The 16499-nt window shown below is 57.5% G+C and carries 14 protein-coding genes; 8 read left to right on the top strand and 6 right to left on the bottom strand.

Annotation, left to right across the window (positions count from 1 at the left end; translation table 11 throughout):
• Position 1: 1 nt before the first annotated feature.
• The 5 genes from BM152_RS11870 to BM152_RS11850 form a co-directional block, all read right to left on the bottom strand.
• Positions 2 to 1294 (bottom strand): TRAP transporter large permease, encoded by a 1293-nt coding sequence (locus tag BM152_RS11870; RefSeq protein WP_066605507.1) that lies wholly within the window; start codon positions 1292 to 1294, stop codon positions 2 to 4.
• Positions 1288 to 1839 carry a TRAP transporter small permease gene (locus BM152_RS11865; RefSeq protein WP_066605511.1) on the bottom strand — a complete coding sequence of 184 codons (552 nt, stop codon included), beginning with the start codon at positions 1837 to 1839 and terminating at the stop codon, positions 1288 to 1290. The genes BM152_RS11870 and BM152_RS11865 overlap by 7 nt, the downstream gene beginning before the upstream one ends.
• A gap of 14 nt (positions 1840 to 1853) precedes the next feature.
• The gene (locus BM152_RS11860; RefSeq protein ID WP_231730552.1) at positions 1854 to 2867 is read right to left on the bottom strand and encodes a TRAP transporter substrate-binding protein; all 1014 of its coding nucleotides are present in this window, start codon (positions 2865 to 2867) and stop codon (positions 1854 to 1856) included.
• Positions 2868 to 2937: 70 nt separating this feature from the next.
• Positions 2938 to 4536 carry a hydantoinase B/oxoprolinase family protein gene (locus tag BM152_RS11855; protein ID WP_066605513.1) on the bottom strand — a complete coding sequence of 533 codons (1599 nt, stop codon included), beginning with the start codon at positions 4534 to 4536 and terminating at the stop codon, positions 2938 to 2940.
• Complete coding sequence (locus BM152_RS11850; RefSeq protein WP_066605518.1) at positions 4533 to 6632, bottom strand: hydantoinase/oxoprolinase family protein; 2100 nt, start codon at positions 6630 to 6632, stop codon at positions 4533 to 4535. Before BM152_RS11850 ends, BM152_RS11855 begins: the two co-directional genes overlap by 4 nt.
• 140 nt (positions 6633 to 6772) lie before the next feature.
• Here BM152_RS11850 and BM152_RS11845 point away from each other — a divergent pair, with 140 nt between their 5' ends.
• Positions 6773 to 7489, top strand: coding sequence for a TetR/AcrR family transcriptional regulator (locus BM152_RS11845; protein ID WP_111481381.1), 717 nt, complete (start codon positions 6773 to 6775; stop codon positions 7487 to 7489).
• Positions 7490 to 7580: 91 nt separating this feature from the next.
• Here the strand turns inward: BM152_RS11845 and BM152_RS18825 are convergent.
• Positions 7581 to 8338 (bottom strand): IS5 family transposase gene (locus BM152_RS18825; RefSeq protein WP_111481383.1). Its coding sequence is split into 2 segments (ribosomal slippage): positions 7581 to 8014 and positions 8014 to 8338, totalling 759 coding nucleotides; the frame shifts between segments, so codons are not numbered across the junction.
• Between the two features lie 333 nt (positions 8339 to 8671).
• Here BM152_RS18825 and BM152_RS11830 point away from each other — a divergent pair.
• The 7 genes from BM152_RS11830 (at position 8672) to BM152_RS11795 (ending at position 16489) form a co-directional block, all read left to right on the top strand.
• Positions 8672 to 10015: an ABC transporter substrate-binding protein gene (locus BM152_RS11830; RefSeq protein WP_066605526.1), complete on the top strand. Its 1344-nt coding sequence runs from the start codon at positions 8672 to 8674 to the stop codon at positions 10013 to 10015.
• A 74-nt stretch (positions 10016 to 10089) separates the two neighbouring features.
• Positions 10090 to 11391, top strand: a complete 1302-nt coding sequence (locus BM152_RS11825) for a carbohydrate ABC transporter permease (RefSeq protein ID WP_066605531.1) — start codon at positions 10090 to 10092, stop codon at positions 11389 to 11391.
• Positions 11388 to 12218, top strand: coding sequence for a carbohydrate ABC transporter permease (locus tag BM152_RS11820; protein ID WP_066605538.1), 831 nt, complete (start codon positions 11388 to 11390; stop codon positions 12216 to 12218). Before BM152_RS11825 ends, BM152_RS11820 begins: the two co-directional genes overlap by 4 nt.
• On the top strand, positions 12218 to 13261 hold the full coding sequence (locus BM152_RS11815) for an ABC transporter ATP-binding protein (RefSeq protein ID WP_066605540.1): 1044 nt from the start codon (positions 12218 to 12220) through the stop codon (positions 13259 to 13261). The genes BM152_RS11820 and BM152_RS11815 overlap by 1 nt, the downstream gene beginning before the upstream one ends.
• A complete protein-coding gene (locus BM152_RS18820) occupies positions 13258 to 14673 on the top strand; it encodes a glycerophosphodiester phosphodiesterase (RefSeq protein ID WP_066605544.1) in 1416 nt (471 codons plus the stop codon). Before BM152_RS11815 ends, BM152_RS18820 begins: the two co-directional genes overlap by 4 nt.
• Positions 14670 to 15701 (top strand): LacI family DNA-binding transcriptional regulator, encoded by a 1032-nt coding sequence (locus tag BM152_RS11800; RefSeq protein ID WP_066605550.1) that lies wholly within the window; start codon positions 14670 to 14672, stop codon positions 15699 to 15701. The genes BM152_RS18820 and BM152_RS11800 overlap by 4 nt, the downstream gene beginning before the upstream one ends.
• Complete coding sequence (locus tag BM152_RS11795; protein ID WP_066605562.1) at positions 15698 to 16489, top strand: inositol monophosphatase family protein; 792 nt, start codon at positions 15698 to 15700, stop codon at positions 16487 to 16489. The genes BM152_RS11800 and BM152_RS11795 overlap by 4 nt, the downstream gene beginning before the upstream one ends.
• The last annotated feature ends 10 nt before the right edge of the window (positions 16490 to 16499 follow it).

Raw genomic sequence — 16499 nt, 5'->3', positions numbered from 1 at the left:
ATTACTTCCCCAATATGACGTCCGGGAGGAAAAGCACGACCTCCGGAGCGTATGTGATGATGAAGAGCACGAGGATCAGAGGCAGCAGGAACGGCACAGCCGCCCAGCAAACCCGCTCGAAAGAGATGTCAGCGATCCGCGTGACGATAAACAGGGCAACCCCGACCGGCGGCGTCACAATGCCGATCAGAAGGCCGTAGACCATGATCAACCCGAAGTGGACACGGTCGATGCCAAAATGGTCGACCAGTGGCATCATGATTGGGATCAGAATGATCATTGCCGGAATATTTTCGAGGATCATGCCAAGGGCGAGGAAGAACAAAATCACAAGGAACAAGAAAACATATTTGTTTTCCGTGACGCCCAACACACCTGCCGCGATCCTTTGCGGGACCTGATCATATGTCAGGACAAACCCCATCGCGTGGCTGACGCCGATAATCATCAGGATCGAACCGAACAGAATAATCGTTTCCCCGATGGCTCCTCTTAACCTCTGGAAAGACAGGGTTCGGTAGGCAAATCCGAGCACAAGCGTATAAGCACAAGCGATCACACCGGCCTCGACTGGCGTTGCAATGCCGGATGTCACAGATCCGATAATGATCATCGGAGCAAGGAGCGCCCAGCCCGATCTGGAAAACTCGCGCGCCAACACTTTCATCTTGGGTCGTGGAGTAAGCGGAACGTCAAACCGTGTCGCAATATAGCGGTTGTAGAGCATAAGAACGATCACAAGGATAATCCCCGGCCCTATGCCCGCAAGGAACATCCGTTCAACGGACACCTGCGCGCCGAAAGCGTATATCAAGAGCGGGACAGAAGGCCACATTGTCGGGCCGATCACCGAACTCGCACAAGTAAGCGCCGCTGAGAACGCCCGCGGATAGCCATGCTTTTCCATCTGGCTGATCACCAGATTACCAATGCCTGCCACATCAGCAATCGCAGAGCCTGTCACCCCGCCAAAGAGAAGCGAGCAGACAACATTGACCTGCGCCAAACCCGCACGAAGGTGCCCGACCAGACTGTTCGCGAGAGTAAAAATCCGCTCGGTCAAACCAATGGCGGTCATCAAGTGCCCGGCCAATATAAAAAACGGAACAGCCGTAAGAGTCGGAGAGTTGACGCCCTCAAGGATATTGAGCGGGAAAGTGTAGAGCACCCGCAGATTGTCAGCGAGGCCAATTTGCCAGAAGCCAGCCAGCGTTCCTGCTGCAAGCGCAACAACAACCGGAACTCCAAGCAGCATCAGGAGCAGAAACAGACCGAAAATCGTAACCGCTACCATGACATGGCCTCTTCATCTCCGGGAGTTTCATCATCTGCCCAGCCCGCCAAGAGCGCGATCAGATCAAACAGAAAATGCACGAACAGCATCAAGGCCGAAGCGATGAGTGGAACTGACAGCCAGAAACGCGTCAAACCGATGAGATCCATCGCACCTCTTTGACGTGAAAGAATTTGCGGGACCTCAGCCAGTAGAACACCGACGACCACGAGGCCCGCAATTGCTGTTAAGATGCGGGACAGTTTCACCCCGATGTGCCCGAAACGCCCCATAACAATCATCAAGACAATGTCCAGATGTCGCCGGTACATGACGTAAAAGGCCAGAAAAACGGCCCAAACCATAAGGAGCTGTGTCCAAGGCGAGACCCACAAAAGACTTGGGAAGCCGAGATTTCGCAGAACGATGTTCAGGAAGTTGATCACCAGCATGATCGCAAGAAAACACTCGGCAACGATCTGAAAGACCTCTGCAACCGCTTCAAGCACACGATCTACCAAGCGAAACCAAGGAGGCCCACGTCGGGATGAAACTGCATTTTTCATCTTATTTTCCAGACTTACTCAGCGCGTTTGGCCAGAGCAACATCAAGAAAACCTTCGGGCAATTCGCCTTGCGCATCCAGTTCGCGATACCAGTCAGCCATATGTTCAAACAATGGCTCAAGCGGCATATCCGTAAAGGTCACACCCTGATCTTCGAGGATGGCACGCATCTCGTTTGAATTTTGCGCCATCAGCTCTACCGAATACGCACCGGCCTCTTCATGAGCTTTGAGAAGTGCTGCTTGGTCCTTTTCAGGCAACCCGTCGAACGCCGCAGCATTCATCATAAATGGCAAACCCTGCCAGTATTCATTGGTGCGGGTAATATACGGAGCCTGTTCATAGAACTTCATAGCCTGAACCAGCGCAGCAGGGCTTGTCACAGCTTCGGCCACACCGGTTTGAAGCGCTTGGTAGGTCTCCGTCCATGCAAGCATCTGAAGATCAGCGCCAAGGCTTTTCCATACAGAAATCGCCAACTCATCAGGATACATCCGCAGCTTGATACCCGCGATATCCTCATAGCTTTCAATAGGCACTTTGGAAATCAGGACACGGTACGGACCGCGCACTACGGCCATTGGGTCACCAAGCGCACGGACGCCAGCTGCGTCTTCTGCTTTCGCAAACCAACCGGCAACAAGATCGGAATTGGTGAATTCGACCCATTCTTCCCGTGACTGGAACAGGAAGTGCGGTGCGATCCATTTGATTTCAGGAACCCATTTTTGCAAGAAAAAGGCATCTTCGGCGTAAAGGTTCACGGTTCCGAGTTCGAGTTGCTCGAGAATGGCATCTTCTTTGCCAAGCTGTTCGGACGGATAGACCTGCACGGTGAGGTCTCCTTCACTGTATTCCCCTACGCGATCAGCGAAATACTGAAAGACAAGACCTTCGGGGCTGTCCGCCGGCATCTTGGTCGCAAATCGCCACGTTTCGGCTGAAGCAAAACCGGTTCCCAGAGCCAGCACAGCAGTAGCAGCCAGAAGTGTGCGGTTTGCGCATTTCACAAACATTTCCATTTTCATTCCTGTTGGTCCTTTTCAGATACGTTTGAAGTGTCGGGACGGTTTTCCCGTCTCTGCCTTTGTTGTGTCTTTATCCTTCGGCGTTCTCGTGCGCGGGTGGTTGTCCCCATCCGCCGCCACCAGGGGTCTCGAGAACAACAGCCTCACCATGGCTCAGCGTAACTGACCCTTTCGCGGGTTGCTCTGTATGTTTACCATCTGCCACAATTCTCCAGTTGCGCCCTGGCAGGCCATCAGCGCCGCCGTGAAGCCCATAGGGCGCAAAGCGACGACGGTCGGTTTGCAAAGACACACGCGCTTCATGGTCGACAACTTCGATCGCGCGAACCATGCCTTCTCCACCGGAGTGCTGCCCGACGCCTCCTGATCCTTCACGCAGCTCATATCGGATGCAGCGCAGCGGATAGCTGATCTCGAGAGACTCGATCGGCGTGTTGAGCGTGTTCGACATATTGGCATGAACGCCGGACATGCCTGGCCCCATAGGCCGCCCCCCCTGCCCGCCGCCAGAGGTCTCGATATAGGTGTAAGGCCGACCGTTTCGCGGATCGACCCCACCGATACCGATCAGGTTCATCGTGCCATTCGAGGCCGCGGCAATGCGATCCGGAGCAATCTGGGCAAAGCCTTTGAGGATCGTATCTGCAAGACGCTGTGTGGTCTCGGTATTGCCCGCACACACCGCCGCCGGACGCTGCGCATCAAGAAAACAGCCTTTCGGGATGTGAACAGACACAGGGCGTAGAACACCAGAGTTCGGCGGCAGGCTCGCATCAGTTAGAAGTTTCAGGGAATAGAAAATCGACGACCAGCACATCGGCGCGACGGCGTTTACGTTGCCCCGCACTTGTGGCGACGTACCCGTGAAGTCAAATGCAATCCGGTCCTCTTCAATTTCGATTTTCAGACGGATCCACACCGGATCATCCGAAGAGCCGTCATTGTCCAGACAGTCTTCTGCATACCAGACGCCTTTGGGAAGTTCCGCCATTCGGGCACGCATTCGACGTTCGGTATAATCGAGGATTGCCGCAAGGCCTTCCTTGAGAACTTCCGCGTCAAAGCGATCTGCCAAATCCTCCATCCGACGTTCACCGATACGCAAAGCGGCCAGCTGTGCATTCAAATCGCCACGGCGCTCTTCCGGCGTGCGGACATTGCTCAGAACCATATCCATGATGTCCGTCTGAAGCACTCCGGCACGGTAGAGTTTCACGGGAGGGATGAGAATGCCCTCTTGAAAAATCTCTTTCGAACTTCCCGGCATAGAGCCGGGTTCCATACCCCCCACATCGGAATGGTGCGCCCGAGAAGCAACGTAAGCGACCCGTTCATTCTTGATAAAAACCGGCGCAATCAGCGTGATGTCCGGCAGGTGGGCCCCAGCCACATAGGGATCATTGACGATCACAACATCGCCGTCTTCCAGCGGTCCGGTGCGATCCAGTGTCGGCTTGACCGCGCGCAGCATGGAACCAAGGTGAACAGGAACATGTTCGGCCTGCGCAACAAGCTCTGCATCCGCTGTAAAAATAGCACAGGACGCATCCATGCGTTCCTTGATGTTCGGAGAAAAGGCCGTGTGCTTGAGCACCGCTCCCATTTCCTGCGCCGTCGCCTCCAATGCGTTGCGCAGAACTTCCATACGGATCGGATCGAAAGTTTTCATTGCGCGACCTCCACGATTACGCTGCCCGTCGCGAGAACCAATGCGCGGTCGCCCGGATACAGGATGGTGGTTGATGACACTTCTTCGATGGCTGCCGGCCCCGTGATCACGTTCCCCGCCAGAAGGCTGTCGCGCGCCCATATCTGGGACGGGTGCCAAGCGCCTTTGTCTCCACTGTCTCCCGGTTCGAAATAGATTTTCCTTTGTCCAAGAAGAGCGTTTTGAGGTGGGGTCTTTTCACCCGCCTCGACTTCGGGCAATTGGGGTTTTTCGATTTTGCCGATGCCCGTGACATTCACTCCGACAACTTCAAGCGGCGCAGTCGGATCGGCATGACCGAAACGCGCCATATGCGCATCGTTAAATGCGGCGGGCAATGCGTCCCACCATCCAGTCTCTGCGGGATTTGTTGGCACAGGAAGCGCAAAGCTCTGACCTTCATATCGAAGATCAATCTTGATCTCGAAAGCACGCCGGTCTTCCGGCACACCATCTGCAATCAAATAGGACTCTGCACGCGCAGAAAGCCGGTCGATCAAAATTTTGGCCCCACGCTCTCCCAATTCCTCAAAGAGAGAAATGTGGGTTTCGACAAGATCATGACGCAAATCCGAAATCAGTTGCCCCATCGCACAGAGAATACCGGGAGTCGGAGGCACCATGACCTTCGGCATTTTCAAATCACGTGCAACGGGGCTACCGTGCATAGGCCCTGCCCCGCCGAAGGGCACGAGCGCAAAATCCCGTGGATCGTAGCCCCGTTCGACAGAGACAACACGGATTCCGCGCACCATATTTGCATGGGCCACCCGCAGAATACCCGCGGCCGCTTCTTCAATGCTCAATCCCAATGGCGCCGCAATATCACGTTCAATGACGCGGGCGGCTGACTTCGCATCAAGCTCCATAGAGCCGCCAAGACGAGACTTGCCGTCAAACCGGCCCAAGACAATGTTTGCATCCGTCACGGTCGGACGATCCCCACCCCGCCCGTAACAGACTGGCCCCGGAACAGCCTCTGCACTCATCGGGCCGACCCGAAGCGCGCCACCTTCATCGATCCAGGCGATCGACCCGCCACCCGCGCCGATTGCGTTGATATCAATGACCGGCAACTGGATCGGCACCGTTTCGAGAGACGCCGAGCGTGTGATCTCCGGCTGCCCGTTCCGGATCAAGCTGATGTCGGTTGAAGTTCCCCCGATATCCATCGTGATAATGTCCGGAATATCTGCCGCATCCGCGACATAGGCCGCGGCCACAACTCCACCAGCAGGGCCTGACAGGACGGTATGGACAGGTTTTTCGCGCGCACTGTCGAGCTGCATCAGTCCCCCCGCCGCATCCATGACCATCACAGGACGATCTTCTGACAGTCCAAGCCCCTCCTCCGCATCTTGCAAAATGCCGGATAGGGACTGCAAGTAAGTCTCCATGACAGGTCTGAGATAGGCATTGAGGACAGTTGTGCTCGCTCTCTCATATTCCCGAAACTCTGAATTGATGTCTGTCGAAGCACAAATCGCCACACCAGGCAGTTCTTCTTTCAGAATATCGCTCGCGCGGCGTTCATGCGCCGGATTCGTGTATGAATGAAGGAAGAGTATTCCGACAGCTTCCACCCCTGCCGCCGCCATTTGACGTGCCGCATCGCGCACTTCACCTTCGTTCAAAGGAATGAGTTCCGCTCCGGTATGGTCCAGCCGCCCTTCAGCGGTAAAACTCAATTCCCGCGGCACAAGCGGTTCAGGGCGCACAACAGAAATATCAAAGAGTGTCGGTCTGTTTTGACGACCGATTTCCAACAGGTCGCGGAACCCTTTGTTGGTCAGAAAGGCTGTCTTCGCGCCATTTCTTTGAATGACCGCATTTGTCGCAGTTGTCATTCCATGACCAACATAGGACACATCGGCACCTGTTGCACCTTGTAGTGCCAGCGCTTTTCGCAGGCCTTCTGCAGTACCCTTCGCGCGGTTTTCGGGGGTTGTGGAAACCTTGGATACCGTAATGACGCGCGTTTCCGCATCATACGCGATACTGTCTGTAAAGGTTCCTCCCACATCAGATGCCACCCGAAAGTTCCTGTTGGTTTTCATCGATTCTTCCTGTAACGATAACGTTGCAGTTATCATTCGAGGCGAGAAGGTTTCCTGTCAACAAAATTTTCTTCCTGAAAGAAAATTCATTGCTGAGCCTCCCCTGAAACGCATAGCCTGACCAAAAGATAAGCGACTTTATGGGGAATGTGATGGAGAGCCCAGTGAACTCAATAGAACGCGCGCCCAAACCGCATGAGGTTCGCAGCGAAGCCACACGTCAGCGCATCCTTCAGGCCGCTCACAATCAATTTGTACAAAATGGACTTGAAGGCACGCGTATGGAAGCGATTGCCAAAGAGGCCGGATTAAACAAATCTCTCGTCTATCGCCATTTTTCAGATCGAGAAAACCTCTATAGACGGGTACTTCAACGTGCCTATCAACATATGCGCACAGCTGAGGCCGAACTGTCCTTGCCTAGTGACCCGCTTGAGGCACTGGACAAACTAATTTCTTTCACCCTGAATTACTATATTGAAAATCCGGACTTTCTCGTCCTCGTCGGCATTGAGAACCTGAAGCGAGGGGAACACCTGAAACTCATCGGTTCAGAACAACTTTTAGTACCCGCCCTCGTAAGCACGTACAAAAAAATTGCCGAAACAGGCGTCTCCGAAAAGCTGTTCCGAGAAAACCTCAATCCGGTTGAGCTTTATACGGTCGTGGCATCTCAGTGCTGGTTCACAGTTGCCACTCAATACACTTTCGGGATCACCTTCGACATTGATCTGCACGACAAGGACTTCATCAAACGCCGGGAAATGTTGATACGCGACAACGTAAGACGCTGGGTGCTTCGTCAGCCGTCAGATATTCCAAGCAATGAGCTAACGGCCCCGACCCCGTCCGATTGAACTGGCCGTGGCGATTCTATCGCAAACTTCCTATGCTGCACAAACTCGATCCACACCTGCTTTTGGAAGCCTAACGACCTAGGCTCAGGACTCATAACCAGAACATGACCGTAGCTGCGAGAACAATAGCGGAGAGGAAGACTTCGGGGCAGCGGTCGTATCGGGTGGCGACCCGCCGCCAATCCTTCAGGCGCCCGAACATGACCTCGATGCGATTGCGACGCTTGTAACGGCGTTTGTCGTATTTGATGGGCTTCTTGCGCGCCTTCCGTCCTGGAATGCACGGCCTAATCCCCATACCCTGCAGGGCTTCGCGGAACCAGTCGGCGTCATAGCCGCGATCCCCCAGAAGCCACTGGGCTTTCGGCATGTTGCCCAGGAGCGCCGCCGCCCCTGTATAGTCGCTGATTTGGCCCGCCGACATGAAGAACCGGATTGGCCGCCCGTGGGTATCGGTGATGGCATGCAACTTGGTGTTCATGCCGCCTTTGGTCCGCCCGATCAGGCGCCCACGCCCCCCTTTTTACCCCGCAGGCTCGATGCCGTGCGATGGGCTTTGAGATAGGTCGCGTCGATCATGATTGTCGTCGGGTCCATCGCCTCCGCAGCCAACCCTTCAAATATCCTGGCAAAAACACCCATTTCGCTCCAGCGTTTCCAGCGATTATAGAGCGTTTTCGACGGGCCGTATTCTTTCGGCGCATCGCACCACCGTAAGCCATTGCGGTTGATGAAAATTATCCCACTCAACACTCGCCGATCATCAACCCTCGGCTTGCCATGGCTCTTGGGAAAGAACGGCCGCAGCCGCGCCATCTGTTCGTCGGTCAGCCAAAACAGATTGCTCATGATACCCCCTGAAAGCTTGGGGATTTGAATCATGCAACCTATGCAATCTCAAGTCGATTAATGGGTCCTGAACCTAGGGCGACAACGCGGACAACCGTTGATCTCGCGCTCGATGTCATAGATCTTGCCAATCCGGTCGATTGCTTCGCGTGAAATGAAGCTATAGGTCTCCGGCAAACTCGGGGCAATTCATGCGACAACAAGCGCCCATGATGCATCTTGTTTTACAAAATCGTCACACATCTCTCAAACCACTGTTACAGATTTCGCCAAGTCTATGCACACGTGTGCAAATTCCGAGGCACATCCCATAGTGTTTGGAGAAATCGACCCATGAAACAAATGACGTGCGCCCTTGCGCTGGTCTCCGCCATGGCCGCAACGCCAGCTCTGGCCGAAGACATTACCATCACAGTCTGGGCCGGCGGGTCCAATGACAGTGATCATTACCGCATTGATAACATCAAAATTGCCGCCAACCTTCTGTCCCGCGAAGCCGCCATCCGTGGCGAGGAGTTGAACATCACCGTCGAAGGCAAACGCGACTTCGACGGTTGGGACGGGTTCAAACAGGCCGTGACGCTCGGCGCCGAAGCCGGCAATGCACCCAATATTGTAGTGACCTCGCATCTGGACATCGCCCCTTGGGCCAGCGCGGGATATATCGTGCCAGTCGAGGATTACGTCGATCTGGACGCGTGGCCACTCAACAATGTCTATTCCAACCTCATGGAAATCGCCGCTTTTGACGGGATGCAATGGGGCGTGCCGCAAGACGCCGAAAGCCGCCCGTTCTTCTTCTGGAAAGAAGCCATGAAGAAGCTCGGCTATACTGATGACGACATGGATGCCATGGCCGCCCGCGTCGAAGCTGGCGAATACACGCTGCGCGACATGCTCGCAGACGCCAAGAAGGCCGTGGACATGGGCCTCGTCGAAGAGGGCTACGGTTTCTATCCCCGTGTCTCCAACGGTCCGGACTATGCACAATTCTATCAATCCTTCGGTGGCGAGCTGATGGACCCTGAAACGGGCAAACTGGTGTTTGACCGCACCGCTATGACCGAGATGTATCAGTTCTTCGTCGATGCCGTTGAAGCGGGCGTGACACGCAAGAACCACATCGGCACCGAATGGGACCAATGGTATTCCGAAGTCGCCAGCGGCAAGGCTGCGTTCTGGCATGGCGGCACGTGGCACTATGGCCGCTACACCGGCAAGGAAGGCAACGACGACTTCTTCGGCACCATCGGCTTTACCCTTATCCCCGCAGGCAATGAGGCAGGGCGTGCCAACACGATCACCCATCCGCTGGTCTATCTTGTGACCGATCAGGAAGACGATCGCGCCGAAGAGATTGCCGCGCAGCTTGTGGCCATCGCCTCCGAACCGCGTCTGAACACGCTGCACGCCATTGAATCCTCGCACCTTGCCATCGGCAAAGCGGAAGCGGCGCTCGACCTTTACGCGGGCGACCGCTGGGCCTCTGAAGCAACTGAGGTTCTGCTGCCCCACGCCAACGCCCAACCGAACCACCCGTCCTACGGCGCCTTCTCCGAGGCGATGTTCAAAGGGCTCGAAGCGGCATGGACAGGCGTCCAGACGCCTGAAGAGGCCGTGGCCGAAGTCGAAGCGCAACTCACCGCCACACTCGGTGACGAGTTGATCATCCGCTAACCCGCGCGACGATCCCCTCGCGGCGGCGCGCCTCTCCCGCGTGCCTCCGCTCCAATTCAATCACGAGGTGCGACATGAACCGACAGACCCTTTTGGGCTTGGGCTTTCTCAGCCCCGCGCTCTTGGCGGTGGTGATGTTCTTTTTGCTGCCGGTCGTTCTGACCGTGGTGTTTGCTTTCACGAACATGAGCACCTCCACCGGAATTCTGGGCGGTGAATACCAGATCAGTGAAAGCGACCTGCGCCGTCTGCCTGCAGCGGGAGTGCGCGAGGAAGCTGTCGAGATGCTGGCGGGGGCCGACTATGCCGTGCGCGCAGATACGCTGGCGCTGTTTGCCGCAGAGTTCGGGGACAAGCGTGCGCAAGAACTTGAGGCGCTCCACGGCGGAGCCAGTTTTGACGACAGGCGGGCGATGGAACGCGCACTCAAAGACCTGCGCCGCGATCCGATCCGCTCCGTGCGCGAGCGCAAGGCCGCAGCCGAATTGTTCCGCATCTCGATCCTCGGTCAGCGTTTCCCGACAGAGGCCGCGTTTGTCGAGGCAATCACCGCGCTTGGCATCCCCGAGGCCGATCAAGCCGCGCTGACCGAAGCCGCCTATACCGGCTGGACCTTTACCACGCAAAACTTCGAACTGCTCTGGGAACTTCCCGCCACATGGCGCTATGCGCTGAACTCGGCGCTCTATGTGGTTCTCACACTGGCGTTCAATGTCGGTTTCGGCCTATTTCTGGCGCTCTCAACCTTTTACCTGCCGACACGCACGGCGCAGACCTTTCGCGCCATCTGGTTCCTGCCACGCATCCTCCCGCCTGTTCTCTATGTGCTGATGTGGCAATGGCTGACGTGGGATCAAGGGTTCATCTCCGCCATTCTGCGCCCTTTCGGCATCGAGCCGATCAACTGGATGCGCCACACGGCCACGCACGCGTGGACCTTTATCGTGCTGATCAACGGATGCGTCGGCGCTTCATTGGGGATGATCCTGTTTTCGTCGTCACTGCGCGCGATCCCCGAGACGCAACTTTTTGCCGCGCAGGTCGACGGGGCCAACCGCTGGCAACAGGTGCGCTTTGTGCTGCTGCCACAGATGCGCTGGCCGATCCTGTTCATCACCTCCTATCAAACCCTCTCGCTGCTGACCTCGTTTGAATACATCCTGCTGGCCACCGATGGCGGGCCGGGTCGTCAGACCGAAGTCTGGGCGCTCGCGGCCTATCACACAGCCCTGTCGAACTACGGCGGCAATCTCGAATACGGGCTGGGCGCGGCCTATGCGCTAGCGCTGGTGATCATCGGCATCCTGCTCTCCGCGCTCTACCTGCGGTTCTTCAACTTCCGCGACCTCGTCGCCAAACCGAGGATTGAACAATGACCACATCGCTCAAGGGCAACTGGCTGCTGATCCTCGCGCTGTCGCTGATCTCGGCACCGCTTGTCATCATGTATGGTTTCCAACTGATCGACAGCGTGTCGCGTCCCGCACCGGGAGGGATCATCCCGCAAGAATGGGAACTCACGAACTGGCGCTTCCTGTGGGAGCGGATCGACAGTGCGCGCCCCTCAATCTGGCGGGTGACGCTGAACACTTTCGTCTTTGCCAGTGCCACCGCCCTGCTGGTCTGCGCCTTCTCCATCACAGCAGCCTATGCGCTCTCGCGCCTGAACTTCCCCGCGCGGCGGTTCTTTCTGGCGGGGCTGATCATGTTGCACGCTTTTCCCACGATCACGCTCATCATTGCGATCTTCATCGTTCTGCAATTCCTCGGCCTCTATGACAGCCTGATTGGCGTCATCCTCGTGAAGGCAGCTTTGGAACTGCCCTTCGGCATCTGGATCATGAAAGGTTTCTATGACTCCGTGCCATGGGAAATCGAGATGGCAGGGGTGCAGGACGGTGCATCGCGGTTCCGCGTCTGGCGGGAGTTGATCCTGCCGCAAGTCAAACCGGGCCTCTCGGCGTTGCTGATTTTCTCCTTCCTCGCGGGTTGGTCTGAATTCATCCTGCCACTCGTGCTGGCCCCCGGTGCCGATGCGCAGGTGCTGGCCACCTATATGAACGCGGTCATCGCGGATGACACACGCCCCGACTACGGGCTCTTCAAGGCGATCGGCATGTTCTACGCATTGCCCGTGATCGCCGTTTACCTGCTGTTCCAGAAACGGCTCATGAACATTTATGGCGGAGGCACGAAAGGCTGATGCGGATCGAACTGCAAAACTTTACCAAACGCTTCGGTGACACGACCGTCATCGAGGATATGTCCCTCTCGGTCGCCTCGGGCGAGATGATTGCACTGCTGGGCCCGTCTGGCTGCGGCAAGTCCACGACGCTCTTTGCCATCAGCGGCATCCACCGGATCGACGGCGGCACGCTGCACTTCGGCGACCGCGACGTGACCCGCCTGCCGCCACAGGACCGGCCCGTGGGCGTGGTGTTCCAGAACTACGCGCTTTATCCGCATATGAGCGTGGCCGAGAACATCGGGTTTCCACTCAGGGTGCAAAAGCTCAAACCCGCAGAGATCAAAAGCCGCGTGGGAGAGATGGCCGAACTTGTTCAGATCGGCAACCTTCTGAAGCGCAAACCGCAACAGCTTTCAGGCGGGCAACAACAGCGCGTGGCTCTCGCCCGTGCGCTTGTGCGCAAACCCGACGTGTTGCTCCTCGACGAACCGCTCGCCAACCTCGACGCCAAGCTACGCCTTGAAATGCGTTCGGAAATCCGCCGCCTCCAGCGCGAGACAGGCATCACCGCGATCCTCGTGACCCATGACCAGATCGAAGCCATGTCCATGTGCGACCGCATCGCCTTGATGAAAGACGGGCGCATCGAACAGATCAGCACTCCCGCCGAGATGTATGAACGCCCCGCCTCGCGCTATGTCGCAGGCTTCCTTGGCAATCCACCCATCAGCTTTGTGAATGCCGACGCCAACGGACGGCTCGCATTTGGCGACAATGCACTTCCCTTGCCCTCGGGCATCGCAGCGCAAGGGCCGGTCGTGATCGGTCTGCGCCCCGAACATTTCGGCCCGCAACACCAAGGCCCCTGCGTGAGCGGACAGGTGAGTTTCATCGAACCACAGGGCCGCGAAGACCTGATCGACGTGACTTTGCCCGACGGCCAGCGCCTGCGCGCTATCGTCCCTGCAGGTCATGACGTTGCCTTGGGCCAAACGGTCAACTGGCAGGTTGATCTCTCCCGCATCCACCTGTTTGACGCCGAGGGGGCACGCCTGTGACCGCATCAGACTGGACCCGCCCCGCACGCCCCTACGCCATTGCCCACCGTGGTGCAGCCGCCTATGCGCCCGACAACACGTTAGAGGCCTTCCGCATCGCCAGTCGCATCGGCGCGGATATGTGGGAGGTCGATATTCGTGTGACCTCCGATGGCGAAATCATTGCCTTTCACGACAAAATCCTATCAGACGGGCGCAAGATCATCGAAACGCCCTTTGCCGATATCCTCGCCCACACCACCGCCGAACACCGCCCCTGCCCGCGGCTGCGCGATGTGGTGGCGGAGGCGGCCAAGCTGGGCGCGGGAATTTACGCCGATATCAAGGACACAAATGTCACCCTGCCGACCCTGCACATGTTGCAAGAGCACGGCATCACCCGCGCGATCCTCGGGGCCTTTGATCCGCAAGCGGCGCAAATATTGGCTGAGGCAAACAGCCCCTACCCACGTTCCGTGCTTGTGCCCTTAGGGGCCGAGCCGTTCTCCTATGCGAAAGGGGCCGATGTGATCCACCTGTGTTGGGAACGGATGGAACGCCCGCAAGACACCTTGACGGATGAGCTATTCGAGCGTGCCTTTGCCAATGGTCAAACCATCGCTATCTGGCATGAGGAAGACCCCGAACGTATGGCCGCAATCCGCACGCGCCCGGTGATCGGCATCTGTTCCGACCGGCCCGAACTGGTCAACCAACCCGGACGCGGACTGCCGTTCCAGACGGTCTGCCATCGCGGGGCGAACAAGATTGCGCCCGAAAACACTCTGCCCGCCTTTGAATGCGCCTTGGCGGCGGGGTTTGACTATATCGAATGCGACCTGCAAGAGACCGCAGATGGCGAGATCGTCATCCACCACGACCCGACACTGGAACGCACCACAAACGGTCACGGTCCCATCACCGCGCACACGCTCGGCGCTCTACGCGACCTCGACGCAGGCCACTGGTTCAGCCCGCATTTCACGGGCACCAAAATTCCGACGCTGGACGAGGTTCTGGAACTTGTGCGCCGCTATGACGGGCAAGCCTATCTGGAGTTGAAATCCGCACCACCTGCGCCGGCCTGGCAATCGGTCTGCGATGCAGGTCTGCAAGAGCGCGTGTTCTTCTGGTCGTTCAATCAAGCAGCGCTCAAAGAGTTGCGCGCAAGCGCACCGACCGCGCGGATCATGGCACGGCGGCAGGATTATGCGACATTGCAAGAGACGCTCAACGACCTCGCGCCGCAGATCGTGGAATTCACACTGCCCGAAGGTACCGAAGAGTTTGCTGCCGTGCGTGACGCTGGGGCGCAAGTCATGGTCGCCGCGATGGCGGATGATCCGGCCATACTGTCTCAGGTCATCGCCGCAGCCCCCGACCTTGCCAATGTAGACCATCCTTTTGCCCTTACCCGACAGGTGCGCGCATGACAGAGCGCCGCCCCCCTGAACACCGTCGCCCCACCTCGCATGACGTCGCCCGTCTGGCCGGTGTGTCCCGCTCGGCTGTGTCGCGCTGTTTCACACCGGGAGCGAGCATCTCGGAAGAAACCCGAAACCGGATCATGTCGGCTGCGACAGAATTGGGCTATCGCGCCAATGCGTTGGCCCGAAACCTCAAATCACAACAATCGCAACTGGTTGCGATCCTCGCTTCGCGTCTGGACACGCCCTTTCGCGCGCGTCAGGTGAAACATCTATCACGAGCACTGATTGCAGAGGGATTTCGCCCGCTGCTCCTTACCGCCGATCACAGCGATGATCTGGAGCCGCTTCTCTCCTCCATGCTCGATTACAATCTGGCGGGAATGATCGTGACTTCCGACACACCGCCCGTCGCCGTGGTGGACGAATGCAAACGGTTGCGCGTGCCCTTGGTGCTCATCAACCGCAACCCCGAACCCGATGGCGGCGACCGTATCCAGCTTGACACCCGCGCTGCCGCCGAGACGGTCTTTGACATGCTCTACACAGCCGGCGCGCGGCGCTTTGCCGTGCTGCGTCCCGAGGACCGGACCTATACGGTGATGGGGCGGGTCAGCGCCTTTTGCGAACTGGTGCGCTCCAAGGGGCTAAGCTGTCATCAACTGTCCTGCGGCACCCAGTCCTACGCGGCAGGACGCGCCTCCATCCGTCAACATGCCGAGCTGATACATGGGTGTGACGGGCTGTTTGGCACCACCGACTTGCTCGCCTGCGGAGCGCTGGACGGGTTGAAACACGACCTTTTCCTGCGCGTGCCCGAAGATATACGCGTCGTCGGTTTTGATGATATAGAACAGGCGAGTTGGGCACCCTATGATCTGAGCACCGTGCGTCAGGATGCGGGCGCCCAAGCCGAGCTGGCTGTCGCCATGATGCGGGCGCGGCTACAAGCCCCCGACGCCCCGATACGACGGGAACATCCGCCGCTGCAGCCGATCCTGCGCGGCACCACCGAAAAGACCGAGACAAGATGACTATACATGACCGACTGTCCTTTGCTGAAAACCTCGCCCGCGAAGCAGGCGAGCTTGCCACCACCATGCGCGCCGCCCGTGGAGGGTTGGACGTGCAAGCCAAAGGGCCGCAGGATTTCGTGACCGCCGCCGATCTGGCTGTCGAAAAACTGATCCGCACGCGCATCGCTGCACAGTTCCCCGAGGATGCTGTTATCGGTGAGGAAGGCGGGCGGCACGGCAACACTGCCACCGGTGCGGTCTGGATCATTGACCCAATCGACGGGACAACGAATTTCATGCGCGGCCTGCCCGATTGGGCGGTCTCCATCGCCTGCGCCATTGACGGGGAAATCGTGCTGGGCGTGATCTATGCGCCCGACTATAGGCAAACGCTTGTCGGACATTTGTCCGACACTCCGGAAGCGCGCAAAAACGGCAAAATTTTGAAAACATCTTCGGATGGCTTGGCAAAAAATGCGCTGGTCGCCGTCGGCTGGTCGCCACGCACAAATTTCAAGGAACATGCTGATTTGTTGGAGGCAATCATCTCCAAAGGCGGGGAATACCGCCGCTCCGGAGCCGCAACGATTGGCCTGATCGGCGTCGCCTCCGGTTCTGTGGACGCCTATTTCGAGCGCCAGTTGAACCTGTGGGACGCCGCAGCCGGAATCGCGATTATCCGTGCGGCAGGCGGCGTTGTGGAGGCGCCTGCGTTCACTCCTGAGCTCAAAACTCCGGCACCCTTTGTGGCACTAGCCCGTGCGGATCATGAGTTGGCGGATTTTTTGCGCTTAGCTGTTGTTTAGGAGTGAAAAC

The sequence above is a fragment of the Celeribacter halophilus genome, from assembly GCF_900114135.1.
Taxonomy (GTDB): domain Bacteria; phylum Pseudomonadota; class Alphaproteobacteria; order Rhodobacterales; family Rhodobacteraceae; genus Celeribacter; species Celeribacter halophilus.
The sequence above is the reverse complement of the archived record's forward strand: the minus strand, read 5'-3'. Positions and strand labels throughout refer to the sequence as shown.

Coding starts and splice junctions, on each gene's coding strand:
- BM152_RS11800 (WP_066605550.1), top strand. CDS start 14,670: ATGACAGAGCGCCGCCCCCCTGAACACCGTCGCCCCACCTCGCATGAC.
- BM152_RS11815 (WP_066605540.1), top strand. CDS start 12,218: ATGCGGATCGAACTGCAAAACTTTACCAAACGCTTCGGTGACACGACC.
- BM152_RS11860 (WP_231730552.1), bottom strand. CDS start 2,867: ATGAAAATGGAAATGTTTGTGAAATGCGCAAACCGCACACTTCTGGCT.
- BM152_RS11845 (WP_111481381.1), top strand. CDS start 6,773: ATGGGGAATGTGATGGAGAGCCCAGTGAACTCAATAGAACGCGCGCCC.
- BM152_RS11870 (WP_066605507.1), bottom strand. CDS start 1,294: ATGGTAGCGGTTACGATTTTCGGTCTGTTTCTGCTCCTGATGCTGCTT.
- BM152_RS11820 (WP_066605538.1), top strand. CDS start 11,388: ATGACCACATCGCTCAAGGGCAACTGGCTGCTGATCCTCGCGCTGTCG.
- BM152_RS11795 (WP_066605562.1), top strand. CDS start 15,698: ATGACTATACATGACCGACTGTCCTTTGCTGAAAACCTCGCCCGCGAA.
- BM152_RS11825 (WP_066605531.1), top strand. CDS start 10,090: ATGAACCGACAGACCCTTTTGGGCTTGGGCTTTCTCAGCCCCGCGCTC.
- BM152_RS11850 (WP_066605518.1), bottom strand. CDS start 6,632: ATGAAAACCAACAGGAACTTTCGGGTGGCATCTGATGTGGGAGGAACC.
- BM152_RS11855 (WP_066605513.1), bottom strand. CDS start 4,536: ATGAAAACTTTCGATCCGATCCGTATGGAAGTTCTGCGCAACGCATTG.
- BM152_RS11830 (WP_066605526.1), top strand. CDS start 8,672: ATGAAACAAATGACGTGCGCCCTTGCGCTGGTCTCCGCCATGGCCGCA.
- BM152_RS11865 (WP_066605511.1), bottom strand. CDS start 1,839: ATGAAAAATGCAGTTTCATCCCGACGTGGGCCTCCTTGGTTTCGCTTG.